This is a genomic window from Mycolicibacterium diernhoferi, from assembly GCF_019456655.1.
In the GTDB taxonomy this organism is placed as follows: domain Bacteria; phylum Actinomycetota; class Actinomycetes; order Mycobacteriales; family Mycobacteriaceae; genus Mycobacterium; species Mycobacterium diernhoferi.
Genome location: NZ_CP080332.1, coordinates 5,190,747 through 5,203,344, shown reverse-complemented (window position 1 = coordinate 5,203,344; position 12,598 = coordinate 5,190,747). Strand labels below are relative to the sequence as shown.

Below are 12,598 nucleotides of genomic sequence, written 5' to 3'. Positions count from 1 at the left end.
TATTCTCGCCGCAATCGGACGATAGTTCGGGCGAAACAGCAGGGAAACAACCCGATCTTAGCGTCGGCACGCATGACCGAACTCGCTGATCCACCGAAAGCCGCGCCACCGGGAGCCGTTGTCGGCGCCGGTGACGTCGTCGAAGCCGCCGGCCATCCGGTCGGCGGCGGCGTCATCAAACCGGGCTACGACCCGCGCCTGACAAACGAGGACCTGGCCCCCCTGGGCAAGCAGACCTGGTCGTCGTACAACATCTTCGCGTTCTGGATGTCCGATGTGCACAGTGTCGGCGGCTACGTCACCGCGGGCAGCCTGTTCGCCCTCGGCCTGGCCAGCTGGCAGGTGCTGGTCGCACTGCTGGTGGGTATCAGCATCGTGTACTTCTTCTGCAACCTGGTGGCCAAACCCAGTCAGGTGGCCGGGGTGCCGTACCCGGTGATCTGTCGCACCGTGTTCGGTGTGCTCGGCGCCAACATCCCGGCCATCATCCGCGGCCTGATCGCGGTGGCCTGGTACGGCATTCAGACCTTCCTGGCCTCGGCGGCACTGGACATCGTACTGATCAAACTGTTCCCGAGCCTGGCCCCGTACGCGGTCGTCGCGGACTACGGGTTCGCCGGACTGTCGCTGCTCGGGTGGTGCAGCTTCCTGCTGCTGTGGGTGTTGCAGGCCTGCGTGTTCTGGCGCGGGATGGAATCGATCCGCAAGTTCATCGACTTCTGCGGTCCCGCCGTCTACGTCGTCATGTTCATCCTGTGCGGCTACCTCATCCACAAGGCCGGTTGGGGCGCCATCGATCTCAACCTCGGCTCGGTCACCTACACCGGGTGGTCGTCGGTCCCGGTGATGCTGGGCGCCATCGCGCTGGTTGTCTCCTATTTCTCCGGGCCGATGCTCAACTTCGGCGACTTCTCCCGCTACGGAAAGTCATTCGAAGCGGTCAAGAAGGGCAACTTCCTCGGCCTGCCGGTGAACTTCCTGCTGTTCTCGGTGCTGGTGGTCGTCACCGCCTCGCTGACCCTGCCGGTGTTCGGTGAACTGATCACCGACCCGGTCGAGACGGTGGCCCGCATCGACAGCACCTTCGCTATCGTGCTGGGCGCCTTGACCTTCGCCATCGCCACCATCGGCATCAACATCGTCGCCAACTTCATCTCGCCGGCCTTCGACTTCTCCAATGTCAGCCCGCAGCGGATCAGCTGGCGCGCCGGCGGCATGATCGCGGCGGTGGGCTCGGTGCTGATCACCCCGTGGAACCTGTACAACAACCCGGAGGTCATCCACTACACGTTGGAGACCCTCGGCGCCTTCATCGGACCGTTGTTCGGCGTGCTGATCGCCGACTACTACCTGATCCGCAAGCAGAAGGTGGTGGTGGACGACCTGTTCACCATGGACGAGTCCGGGAAGTACTGGTACACCAAGGGATACAACAAGGTCGCGGTGATCGCCACCATCGTCGGGGCGACGCTGGCCGTCATCCCGGTGCTGCTGGGCGGCAGCGTCGCCGGGATGTCGACGACGGCCCAGTACAGCTGGTTCATCGGGTGCGGTGTCGGCTTCGGGGTGTACTATCTGCTCGCCAAGAAGGACGTCCTCGTCGCAGAATCGTTGTCGTGACACGTATCTGGTTGATCAATCCGAACACCACCCGGGCCATGACCTCGACCATCGAGGCATGCGCCCGGGCGGTGGCCGGCGCGGGCGTACAGGTCGTGGGCGTCACCAGCGACTTCGGTCCGCCGTCCATCGAGAGCCACTATGACGAGGCGATGAGCGTGCCCGGCCTGCTCGCGGCGATCCGGCGCGGTGAGGACGCCGGGGTGGACGGCTACGTCATCGCATGCTTCGGCGATCCCGGACTGGACGCCGCACGCGAACTTGCCGCCGGGCCGGTGATCGGGATCGCCGAGGCCGCCATGCACACCGCCAGTCATCTGGGGCGCGGATTCAGCGTCGTGACCACGCTGGGGCGCACCATCGGCCGCGCCGAGGAACTCGCCGAACGGTACGGGATGAGCCGATTCTGCCGGGGCTTCCACGCCTGCGAGATCCCGGTGCTCGATCTCGAAACCGACCCGACCGCACTCAAACTCGTCACCGAAGCGTGTCGGGAGGCGATCGAGCAGGACGGCTCGGACGCCGTGGTGCTGGGTTGCGCCGGGATGGCCGATATGTGCGCGCACATCACCGAGGAGATCGGGGTGCCCGTGGTCGACGGGGTCACCGCGGCCACGCTCACGGTGCAGTCCCTGGTGACGATGGGCCTGCGGACGTCCAAGCGCGGCGAATACGCCGCGCCGCCGGCGAAGGTGTACGTCGAGAAGGCCTGACTCGTCGTGGCGGGTCCGGCGGCGTCATCGGTGCCGGTTCCCGCCGCGTGTGCGGTTCTCTGTGTAGTTTTCAAGGTGCCTGAGGGCTGGGTTAAGCGGCGGTGGGTAGGTCGGTCATGGTGCGTCTGGCGTGTGAACGCAGGTGCGCCGGTTGGGGTTCGGCCGGGTCGTGGGGTGGGATGAACCAGGGGTGCCGGTCGGGGCCGAGGTAGACCTGCCAGCCGCCGTGGTGGATTGCGGTGTGATGGCTGCGGCAGAGCAGCACTCCGTTATCGACGCAGGTGGTGCCTGCGCTGTTCCACGGTTGGATGTGGTGGGCGTCGCACCAGGACACCGGTCTGCCGCAGCCGGGGAAGGCGCACCCACCGTCACGCACCCCCAAAGCTTTTCGCAGCGCGGGCGGAAACAGCCGTTCGCTGCGTCCGACGTTCAGTGGCGCCCCCGCGCCGTCGACGATCACCGCGGTGAGGGTGCTGTCACAGGAGATCAGGTCCGCGGTGACGGCGCTGATGGGTCCACCGAACCCGAGGGTGTCCACGCATTCCTGGCCGCGCGCACCTGGTCGGATGGTGGCGGGTCGGATCAGGGTGACGTGGGGCAGCACACCACCGGAGGTCGGGCGCCGCTGGCTCGATAGGTAGCCCCGCACGAGCTGACCGAACGCGTCCGCGCGGCGCCGCCCGGCCGGCCGCGGATCCGGTGACCCATCCGGCAGCGGAACGGGCCGGCACAACGGATCCAACGCCGCGAACAGTTCCTCACCGGTGAGCACATCGAGATCGAGCGTCGCGGCGACCCGCCCCTCGTCGGTCTGCACCAGCGTCATGTCGTTGAGGTCAGTGTTCTCCGCGACCGGCACCGCCCCCTCTTCTTGAGGTTGTGTGGCGGCTTTCTCGATGGCGATCTCGCGGGCCTTCTCGCTCACCTGTGCGGGGGTGGTCTGGATCATCAGTTTCGTGACCACCGTGGCCCGGTCTTCCTCGGTCAATTCAACCCGGGCGGCGATGTGGGCGACTCCTCTGCCGACCGCATCGGCGAACTCGATACCCAGCCCACCGAGTCGCTGTTGGCAGGTGAGGGCCGGCAGCATCGGCGCGGCACGTCCGACCCGTACCGCCCGCAGCGCCACGCCGGGGGCCACCCCGATGCTGGTGAGCAGATCGGCCCCCGAGCGCAGGTGCCGGCGCGCCGGGATCCCGAGCCGTTCGGTGGCCGCGACCGCCGACGCGATCACATGGTCGAACAGATTGCGCGCGGTCACTGCGGCCACCAGCACCGCCAACAGGGCCGGCTCATCAACCACCGGCCGCGGACAATCCAGCAGATCGAACAAACTGCGATCGGTGCCCTCACCTGCCGGAGCGAGGTCATCGATCAACGCAGTGACGAACGTGTCGAGATGGGTGGCGTCCATGCCAGATGCCCAACCTTTCCCAAAGGCGGTACACGGGATGACAACTCGGATTCATAGGCAATCGGCTCGGACGGTCCCGCAGGGACCCTCGAACCTCTCAGCGACACACGTCGCGGGCGAAAGCTCACCGTGTACAGATCGGGAGCACTACTCAATTCAATTCGAACCTATGTTCGATAGTACGCCTCGTGGATGCAGTACGCAAGGGTGATGTCTCAGGACATCGGTGATTTGTGGGGTGTCCGCTACTCGACCGGCGCCGGATGCACTGCCCGCCAGTGCTCGGCGATCTCGATGCGTCGCGCCACCCACACCCGGTCGTGCGACTGCACGTGATCGAGGAAGCGTTGCAGCGCAGCCGCTCTGGCCGGGCGCCCGACCAGCCGGCAATGCAGTCCGACCGAGAGCATCTTCGGTTGTCCGGCAAGCCCTTCGGCGTAGAGCACATCGAAGGCGTCGCGCAGGTGTGCGTAGAACTCGTCCCCGTTGGCGAACCCGGCCGGCGAGGAGAACCGCATGTCGTTGGTGTCCAACGTGTAGGGCACCACCAGATGATGGGCGCCGGCCACCTGCACCCAGTACGGCAGATCATCGGCGTAGGAATCCGAGTCGTAGACGAACCCGCCGTGCGCCACCACCAGGTCCCGGGTGTGCGGGGAGTCCCGGCCGGTGTACCAGCCCAGGGGCGCGGCCCCGGTCAACTCGGTCAGGATCTGTACCGCCTCGGCCATGTGGGCTCGCTCGGTGTCCTCGCCGATCAGCTGATAGGACTTCCAGCGCAAGCCGTGACAGGCGATCTCGTGACCCAGTTCCCGAAACGCCGCCACCGCTTCGGGATTGCGCTGCATGGCCCGGGCGACCGCGAAGATCGTCAACGGCAGACCACGTTGCTCGAAGATCCGCAGGATCCGCCACAGACCGGCGCGGGACCCGTACTCGTACAGCGACTCCATGCTCATGTGCCGATTACCGTACGGTTCGGCGGGGGTGATCTCGGACAGGAACGTCTCCGAGGCGGGGTCGCCGTCCAGGACGCAGTTCTCCGCGCCCTCTTCGTAATTCAGTACGAACTGCACCGCGATCGCCGCCCCGCCGGGCCAGTGCGGATGCGGCGGGGTGCGGCCGTAGCCGACCAGATCGCGCGGGTACGTCACGCCAGTTCCCCGAACAACCGCAGCCGTGCCAACCCGCCGTCGGGGTAGATGTCCAGGCGCACCTCGGTGATCACCTCATCGGTGTCGATCAGGAACTTGTGCCGGGTGTCGGGCAACAGGTCGGTGCGCGGCAGCAACTGCACCGGTTCACCATCGGCGCGGAACCCGGTCAGCGCCGCAGCACCGGGGGAGTTGCCGATGAAGTACGAGGTGTCGATCTCGGCCAGCTTGGCCCGGCCCGGGCCGGCCAGCCGGATGCGTACCCAGTCGTTGCCGTCGTCGCGGCGCCGCGCCGTCTCCCAGCCGTCACCCATCACCTGTGCATACCCGGGGAAGATCAGGTTCTGCGGGGAGCTGTAGAACCGGTTCGAACAGTCCAGCACCAGCCCGCCGTTCTCCAGCGCGGCCAGATCCAGCGGCCCGGCCCCGAAGAAACGCTTGTCCGGCAGCCCCTCGCCGTGCACCCGCAACCGGGCCACGCCGCCGTCGGGGTAGATGTTGAGACGCACATGGGTCCAACGGTTCTCCGAGTTCACCTCGAAGTTGTTGCGGCTGTCCCCGTAGCACCGGCTGCGCTCGACCAGCGGTGTCCAGTGCTCACTGTCGGCCAGCTGCCCGGCGGTGGGGTAGCCGTCCACCTCGATCGCGTCGATCGACACGGCGGGTGGATAGTTGCCCTTGAACCACGCGGTGTCCACCACCAATCCACGGATCACGCCGGGCACGCCGAGCCGGACGATCGCGGTGTCGTACCCGGTCTCGCGGCGGCGCCGGGTCTCCCAGCCGTCGTACACCTGGCCCTTGTGCCCGAACGAGGCCGGCCGGTACGTCGACGGGCCCGGCGAGATCAGATTCTCCTTCTCGGCGAACGATTCGTCGTTGGCCCAGACCACTGCCCCGCCGAGGGTGCGCAGTGCCAGATCCGGCAGCCAGGTGAAGTCGGGAAGGGATTCGGTCATGACGTCTTTCGGTCCTTGAGATCTCGCAGTACGGGCAGGGAGGCGTCGGGGGCCAGCGTCGCGACATCGTCGACATCGAAGGCGCCGCAATCCAATCCGCGCAGCACCACGGTGGCCAACGCCTCCGCGGTGGCCGGTTCGTCGACGATCGCGCCGCCGCGGCGGTCCAGGTAGGCCTGCAACCGAGGTGCGGCCGCGGTGAGCGCGGCGCGAAAGAAGGTGAAGGTGGCCAGCCAGCGGGTGGCCAGGTGGCCGGGGTGCATATCCCAGCCCTGGTAATAGCCGCGCTCCAGCGAGCGGGTCACCAGCCGGTGATGCCTGCGGATCGCGTGGGTCACCTGCTCCTCGGTGCCGACCGGGAACACCTGGGTGGAACCGTCGGCGATCCACACCCCGGTCTGTGCGGCGGCGGCCTGCATGACCGCCTTGGCGTGGTCGGCGACCGCGTGGTCCAGGGCCTGCTGCTGGGGCGCGATACCGCAGGCCGCGCTGTAGTCGTAGGTGCCGTAATGCAATCCGGTGCACCGGCCGTCGGCCAGGTCGATGGCCCGGGCCGCCGTGGCGGTACCGTCGGCGCCGACGATGGCCTGCGGGCTCTCGATCTGCAACTCGAATTTCAAAGTGCCCACGGGCAGACCGTGTGCCTGCTCCAGCGCCTCGCACAGCCACACCGTGGCGGTGACCTGTTCGGCGGCACGCAGTTTCGGCACCGTGAAGACGAACCCCGCCGGTACCCCACCGTCGAGCACCAGTTCCAGGGTGCGCACCGAGCGGCGCCGGTCCGCGGCGGTCAGCCCCTTGATCCGGATCCCGGAACTGCCGATCCCGAGGCCGCGCAGGGTGTCACCGGCGCGCAGGGCGTCCGCGTCCTCGATCTCGTCGGCGCGCCGGCCGTAGCCGTCCTCGAAGTCGAGGCGCAGGTCGGCGATGGGGGCGGTGCGCAGGCGCTCGCGCACCATGGCGAGGACGGTCTCATCGCCGAGTTCGGCGAACACCTCGGGTTGGCGGTCGAGCAGTTCGAGCGCGGCGGCTCCCCATTCGATGACGGTGGCCGGTCCGGCCTCGGCGGCGCTGATGTACACCGTGTGCACCGGCTGGCCGGCGCCGCGGTCGCCCGGATAGCGGGCGGCCAACCTCGCATCCACGTCGGTGAGCAGGGAATCGAGACGCGCAAGCGTGTCCTCGGGGACTCGGCGCAGAGCGGGCATCAACCCATCCTCTCCCGTCAGCGGGACTTGAGCACCTCGAGACGGCGAATCGCCTCGTCCAGGGTGTCATCGCGCTTGCAGAAGGCGAAGCGCACCAGGTGATTCCACGCGCCGTCACTACTGGTGAACGCCGACATCGGAATGGCGGCCACCCCCGCCCGGTGTGGCAGTTCGGCGCAGAACGCGGTGCTGTCGTGATAGCCGAGCGGGCGCGGGTCGACACACAGGAAGTAGGTCCCCGAACTCTGGTGCACCTCGAAGCCCAGCTCGGTCAACGCGGCGCCCAGCCGGTCCCGTTTGGCCTGCAGGTCGGCGCGCAGCCCGGCCACCCACTCATCCTCGTGGTTCAGCGCGTAGGCCACCGCGGGTTGGAACGGGGCGCCACCCACATAGGTCAGGTACTGCTTGGCCGCCCGCACCCCGGCGATCACTTCCGGTGCGCCGCAGGCCCAGCCGATCTTCCAGCCGGTGGCATTGAACATCTTGGCCGCGCTGGAGATGGTCACGGTGCGGTCCGCCATGCCGGGCAGCGAGGCCAGCGGCACATGCGTGCGGTCGTCGAAGACCAGCGTCTCGTACACCTCGTCGGTGATCACCAGCAGGTCATGCTCGACGGCCAGCGCGGCCAGCGCGGACAGTTCGGTCTCGGTCAGCACCATCCCGGTCGGATTGTGCGGTGAGTTCACGATCAGTGCCCGGGTGCGCGGGGTGACGGCGGCGCGCAGGGCGTCGACGTCCAGGGCGAACCCGCGGCCGTCGGGCACCAGGGGTACCACCACCCGGTGGCAGCCGGCCATCGCGACGACCGGGGAGTACGAGTCGTAGAACGGTTCGATCACCAGTACCTCGGACCCCGGCTCCACCAGCCCGAGCAGCGAAGCCGCGATCGCCTCCGTGGCACCCACGGTGACCAGCACCTCGGTGTCCGGGTCGTACTCGACGCCGTAGTTGCGCAGGCGCTGCGCGGCGATGGCCTGCCGGAGAGCGGGGATACCCAGCCCCGGCGGGTACTGGTTGACGCCCTCGGCGATGGCGTCCTGGGCGACCTTCAGCATTCCGGCCGGCCCGTCCTCGTCGGGGAAGCCCTGGCCGAGGTTGACCGCACCGATGCGGGCGGCCAGCGCCGACATCTCGGCGAAGATCGTCACCGCGTAGGGCTGGAGCCGCTGAACCGTCATGGTGAACGAGGGTAGTGACTAGCGCCGGTCAGGTGGCGAACAGCCGGGAGGATCGCTGCTCGTGACGCATCCCGCTGATCTCCAGCGCCGGCGCCACGCTGCACAGATCCTCCGGCGGGCGCGCGCAGGCCTGCCGTGCCAGCGCGGCCATCGCGGCCGCGGTGCGCAACTGGATGCGCTGGCTCTGCAGCGGCCCGAGCCGCCCCAGGCGGACCGCCGCGCTGAGCATCGAACCCAACATCGAGCGCAGCGATCCCAGCACCGCGAGGTGCTCGGTGCTGCCCAGCTGGGCCTGCACCACCCCGTCCACCACGGCGGCATGGCCGGGCGTCGTGCCGGCCAGCACGGCCAGCAGGTACGGATGCCGCTCACCGATGCCGACCTCGCCCGCGGTGGCCGCCAGCTGCCGGCCCGCCGACATCGACGCCGTGCGCGCGTTGTCGAACAGTTTGTAGGACCCGATCAGTTCGTCCAGTTCGGTCAGGGACTCCAGCGACTCCCAGTTCCTCCAGGCGGCCGCGGTCACCGGCGCATCGAGGGTCGCGTACCCGTGGGTGAGGTACGCGCAGACCGTGGCCTCGATGGCGCCGGCATCCGCGTCGGGCCGCTGGGACAGCCACTCCTCCAGGCCGTGGCTGTGCACCAGCCGGCCGGCCGGAAAGGCGCTGTCGTGCAGTTGCAGCCACAGTGCCAGCGCGGTGGCGGGATCAATGGTGATGGCCGGCATGGTGATGGGCTGCGTGGTGGTCAGACGATGTCGCAGCCCAGCCGTCGACGGCCATCGCCGTCTCGATCACCTCGCCGATGACCCCCAACTCGGCGAGCATGTCGCGGGCGGCCGCGGTACTGGTGAACAGCGGTGCGGTCAACGTGTCGACGTCGACATCCACGGGTGCGTGCTGATTGCCCAGCAGGTGCCCCAGCAGCAGCATGGCACGGGCGGTGTTGTCCGCGAAGCGGACCCGGATGGCCGGTTCGGCGGGCCTGCGCACGACCACCACATCGGTGCCGTCGTCGGCGATGACGGCGTCGTGGTGCAGAAATGAGCCGCGGGGCAGCATGATCCGCACCTGCGTGCCGGTATCGGCGGTGACGAGCTGGCGGTGTTTGCCCGCGTCGCCCCAGCCGATGTCGACGTGGTGGCGGCGCCGCCCGGCGAACGCCGGGTCGGCGACGGTGCCCAGAACGGTATCGGCTATCACTTGTCAGGCGCTCCTTGCGATCGGTTGTTCCAGGACGGACCGGCGGGCGGCCGCGTGCAGCGCCAGCCGGACCCGGTTGAGTTCGGGTGCCCGGCGCGCGATGATCCGGGCGAAGATCCCGGTCCGCTCGGGCAGTTCGCCGGCGCCGCTGGATATCTCGGGATGCTCATCCAGGGCCGCGCGGACCGCGGCCAGCGCGGGGCCGGGGGTGGCGCCCGGTGTGACGACGAGCAGGGTGGCCAGATAGTCGCCGTCCAGGGTGTGGGCTCCGGTGATGCGTTGCCGGTCCCGTGCGAGCACCCGGCCCTGGGATCGCACCGTGAAGGAATTGTCGATCGCGGCGTAGCGGAAGCGTTCCCCGTGTGCGATGCGGCCGGCCGCGATCGCGTCCCAGCCGATGTAGACGCCGCCGTCCTCGACGTCGACGTCGAGCGTCTGGGTGAACATCGAATCCGATTGCGGAATGATCGTTTTCGGCAGGTACTCCAGGACGGCCCCGGCGTCGACGGTGAACTCGATCCGGTGCCGGGCGCCGGGCCCGCTCCCTGCGAACACCTGGGTAGCGGCCTGGCTGGTCAGATGCAGGTGGGTGCCGGGCGTGCAGCGCACGGCGGTGTGCAGATCGTCATCGGAGAAGGTGCCGCCGCTGGGGCTCTGCACACACAGCACCGCGGCCCGCGGGAACTCGGCGTCGGTGTGCAGCGCGGTGGTCACCCGCTGCGGATAGCGTTGGCGCAGATCGGTGATCCGGGTGCGGCCGGTGGCGTCGGCCGCGGTGTGTACCGTCAGCTCACCGGGGGCGATCATGTGCCGACCGGGAGCATCACTCCGCGCAGCAGTTCCTCGATCAGTTGCTCCAGGCCGTGCCCCGACCGCAGATCGGTGAACACCGTCGGTTTGACGGGGCGGGCAACGGCGCAGTCACGGCGCATCCCGGCCAGATCGGCGCCCACCAACTCGGCCAGGTCGATCTTGTTGACCACCAACAGATCCGCCTGCAACAGGCCGATGCCCTTCTTACGCGGGATGTCGTCCCCGCCGGCCGTGTCGATGACGAAGATCCAGTAGTCCACCAGATCGGAGGTGAACGTGGCCGCCAGATTATCCCCGCCGGACTCGATGAGGATCAGGTCCAGATCGTCGAACTCGGCGCACAGGCGCCGGGCGGCGGCCAGATTGGCCGACGGGTCCTCGCGGATGGCGGTGTGCGGGCAGGCGCCGGTCTCGACGGCCAGCACCCGGCGCGGATCGATCACCCCGCTGCGGCGTACCCGCTGAGCGTCCTCATCGGTGACGAGATCGTTGGTGATCACCGCGACCCCCAAACCCCTGTGGATCAGTTCGGGGACCAGCATCTCGACCAGCCGTGTCTTGCCCGATCCGACCGGTCCGCCGATGCCGATGCGGAGTACCTCAGCCATGGTGTTCTCCTTGCTATTTCAGCGTGTACCGGCGGCCCAGCGGCACCGAGGTCATCGGGGTGCTCTGGCAGAGCTCACCGTCGACGATCACCCGGTAGGTGTCCGGTTCGATGCGGATGTCGGGCAGATAGTCGTTGTGCAGCAGGTCGGCCTTGGTCAGCGCCCGTGCGCCGCGGCAGGCCACCAGTCGGGTGTCCAGGCCCAGTCGTGCGCCGAGGCCGGCGTCGATGGCGGCCCCGGCGACGAAGTTCACCGACACATCGGCCGGAGTGCGGCCGAACGCGGCCCACTGGGGTCGGTACTTCAGCGGCTCGCAGGTCATCAGCGAGGCATTCGCCTCGCCCATCACCGACCAGGCCGGGAAGCCGCCCTTGAACACCACCTCGGGACGGATCCCGAAGAACTTGGGTTCCCACAGCACGATGTCGGCCAGCTTGCCCGGTTCCAGCGAGCCGACCTCGTGGTCGATGCCGAACAACCGGGCCGGATTGATGGTCAGCTTCGCGATGTAGCGCAGGATGCGGGCATTGTCCGCACCGGTGCCCGCATCGGCGATCAGCGGGCCGCGGGTGGCACGCATATGCGAGGCCAATTGCCAGGTCCGGGCGATGGTCTCACCGATCCGCCCCATGCCCTGGGAATCCGATCCCATCGCAGAAATGGCCCCCAGATCGTGCAGCACGTCCTCGGCTGCGATGGTCTCACGCCGGATCCGGGATTCGGCGAAGGCCACATCCTCGGGGATGCGCGGGTTGAGGTGATGGCAGACCATCACCATGTCCAGATGCTCGTCGAAGGTGTTGAGCGTGTACGGGTTCGTCGGATTCGTGGAGGACGGAAGACAGTACGGCTCACCGACGACCTGCATGATGTCGGGCGCATGCCCGCCGCCGGCCCCCTCGGCGTGGTAGGTGTGAATCGGCCGGCCCCCGATCGCGGCCATGGTGTCCTCGTAGAACCCGGACTCGTTGAGGGTGTCGGTGTGGATCTGCACCTGCAGGTCGAGTTCGTCGCCGGCGTCCAGTGAGGCCCGGATGGCCGCCGGGGTGGCGCCCCAGTCCTCGTGGATCTTGTAGCCGATGGCACCGGCCAGACCCTGCTCGATCAGCGGGGCGGTGCTCGACGCGCTGCCGTTGCCGATGAAGCCGAAGTTCATCGGGAATGCCTCGGCGGCGCGCAGCATCCGGGCCAGATTGGTCGGGCCCGATGAGGTGATGCCGACGGTGACCGGCCCCAGGCCGCCGCCGATCATGGTGGTGATTCCGCTGGAGATGGCCTCCTCGACCAGTCCGGCGCTGTCGAAGTGCACGTGCACGTCGATGGCGCCCGCGGTGGCGATCATGCCCTCCCCGGACCGGATGTCGGTGCCCGCCCCGATGATCAGGCCCGGGTCCACCCCGTCCATGGTGCGCGGGTTGCCCGCCTTACCGACGCCGACGATGCGGCCGTCACGGATTCCGATGTCGGCCTTCCGGATTCCGAGCACCGCGTCGATGATGAGCGCGTTGGTGATGACGAAGTCCAGCGCGCCTGCGGCGTTGGTGAGGTCACCGTGCACCGCCATGCCCTCACGCATGGTCTTGCCGCCGCCGAAGACGGCCTCGTCGCCGTACACCGTCGCGTCGGCCTCGACGCGGGCCAGCAGTTCGGTGTCGGCGAGGCGGACCCGGTCACCGGTGGTCGGCCCGTAGAGCTCCGCGTAGCGGGCCCGGCTGATGCGATAGGCCAT

Annotated in this window: 12 protein-coding genes; 2 read left to right on the top strand and 10 right to left on the bottom strand. The window is 68.4% G+C overall.

Annotation, left to right across the window (positions count from 1 at the left end; translation table 11 throughout):
- Positions 1-72 precede the first annotated feature (72 nt).
- Both K0O62_RS24625 and K0O62_RS24620 read left to right on the top strand, forming a co-directional pair.
- On the top strand, positions 73-1,620 hold the full coding sequence (locus K0O62_RS24625) for an NCS1 family nucleobase:cation symporter-1 (RefSeq protein ID WP_073856580.1): 1,548 nt from the start codon (positions 73-75) through the stop codon (positions 1,618-1,620).
- A complete protein-coding gene (locus tag K0O62_RS24620; protein ID WP_073856579.1) occupies positions 1,617-2,333 on the top strand; it encodes an aspartate/glutamate racemase family protein in 717 nt (238 codons plus the stop codon). The genes K0O62_RS24625 and K0O62_RS24620 overlap by 4 nt, the downstream gene beginning before the upstream one ends.
- Positions 2,334-2,424: 91 nt before the next feature.
- Here K0O62_RS24620 and K0O62_RS24615 read toward each other — a convergent pair whose 3' ends face one another.
- The 10 genes from K0O62_RS24615 to ureC form a co-directional block, all read right to left on the bottom strand.
- Positions 2,425-3,747 carry an HNH endonuclease signature motif containing protein gene (locus K0O62_RS24615; protein ID WP_220045477.1) on the bottom strand — a complete coding sequence of 441 codons (1,323 nt, stop codon included), beginning with the start codon at positions 3,745-3,747 and terminating at the stop codon, positions 2,425-2,427.
- 245 nt (positions 3,748-3,992) lie between these two features.
- Positions 3,993-4,901, bottom strand: a complete 909-nt coding sequence (puuE, locus tag K0O62_RS24610; protein WP_073859048.1) for an allantoinase PuuE — start codon at positions 4,899-4,901, stop codon at positions 3,993-3,995.
- Positions 4,898-5,860: an allantoicase gene (gene alc / locus K0O62_RS24605; protein WP_073859047.1), complete on the bottom strand. Its 963-nt coding sequence runs from the start codon at positions 5,858-5,860 to the stop codon at positions 4,898-4,900. The genes puuE and alc overlap by 4 nt, the downstream gene beginning before the upstream one ends.
- Complete coding sequence (locus tag K0O62_RS24600) at positions 5,857-7,068, bottom strand: DUF6986 family protein (RefSeq protein ID WP_073859046.1); 1,212 nt, start codon at positions 7,066-7,068, stop codon at positions 5,857-5,859. The genes alc and K0O62_RS24600 overlap by 4 nt, the downstream gene beginning before the upstream one ends.
- 17 nt (positions 7,069-7,085) lie before the next feature.
- Positions 7,086-8,246: a pyridoxal phosphate-dependent aminotransferase gene (locus tag K0O62_RS24595; protein ID WP_073859045.1), complete on the bottom strand. Its 1,161-nt coding sequence runs from the start codon at positions 8,244-8,246 to the stop codon at positions 7,086-7,088.
- A gap of 28 nt (positions 8,247-8,274) precedes the next feature.
- On the bottom strand, positions 8,275-8,973 hold the full coding sequence (locus K0O62_RS24590; RefSeq protein ID WP_073859044.1) for an urease accessory protein UreF: 699 nt from the start codon (positions 8,971-8,973) through the stop codon (positions 8,275-8,277).
- Positions 8,954-9,448 carry an urease accessory protein UreE gene (locus K0O62_RS24585; RefSeq protein ID WP_073859043.1) on the bottom strand — a complete coding sequence of 165 codons (495 nt, stop codon included), beginning with the start codon at positions 9,446-9,448 and terminating at the stop codon, positions 8,954-8,956. The genes K0O62_RS24590 and K0O62_RS24585 overlap by 20 nt, the downstream gene beginning before the upstream one ends.
- 3 nt (positions 9,449-9,451) lie before the next feature.
- Entirely contained in the window at positions 9,452-10,255 is an 804-nt protein-coding gene (locus K0O62_RS24580; RefSeq protein ID WP_073859042.1) for an urease accessory protein UreD, read from the bottom strand.
- Positions 10,252-10,869, bottom strand: a complete 618-nt coding sequence (ureG, locus tag K0O62_RS24575; RefSeq protein ID WP_073859041.1) for an urease accessory protein UreG — start codon at positions 10,867-10,869, stop codon at positions 10,252-10,254. Before ureG ends, K0O62_RS24580 begins: the two co-directional genes overlap by 4 nt.
- Before the next feature lie 13 nt (positions 10,870-10,882).
- On the bottom strand, positions 10,883-12,598 hold the full coding sequence (gene ureC / locus K0O62_RS24570) for an urease subunit alpha (RefSeq protein WP_073859040.1): 1,716 nt from the start codon (positions 12,596-12,598) through the stop codon (positions 10,883-10,885).

Coding starts and splice junctions, on each gene's coding strand:
- K0O62_RS24580 (WP_073859042.1), bottom strand. CDS start 10,255: ATGATCGCCCCCGGTGAGCTGACGGTACACACCGCGGCCGACGCCACC.
- K0O62_RS24600 (WP_073859046.1), bottom strand. CDS start 7,068: ATGCCCGCTCTGCGCCGAGTCCCCGAGGACACGCTTGCGCGTCTCGAT.
- K0O62_RS24595 (WP_073859045.1), bottom strand. CDS start 8,246: ATGACGGTTCAGCGGCTCCAGCCCTACGCGGTGACGATCTTCGCCGAG.
- ureG (WP_073859041.1), bottom strand. CDS start 10,869: ATGGCTGAGGTACTCCGCATCGGCATCGGCGGACCGGTCGGATCGGGC.
- ureC (WP_073859040.1), bottom strand. CDS start 12,598: ATGGCCTATCGCATCAGCCGGGCCCGCTACGCGGAGCTCTACGGGCCG.
- K0O62_RS24590 (WP_073859044.1), bottom strand. CDS start 8,973: ATGCCGGCCATCACCATTGATCCCGCCACCGCGCTGGCACTGTGGCTG.
- K0O62_RS24615 (WP_220045477.1), bottom strand. CDS start 3,747: ATGGACGCCACCCATCTCGACACGTTCGTCACTGCGTTGATCGATGAC.
- K0O62_RS24625 (WP_073856580.1), top strand. CDS start 73: ATGACCGAACTCGCTGATCCACCGAAAGCCGCGCCACCGGGAGCCGTT.
- alc (WP_073859047.1), bottom strand. CDS start 5,860: ATGACCGAATCCCTTCCCGACTTCACCTGGCTGCCGGATCTGGCACTG.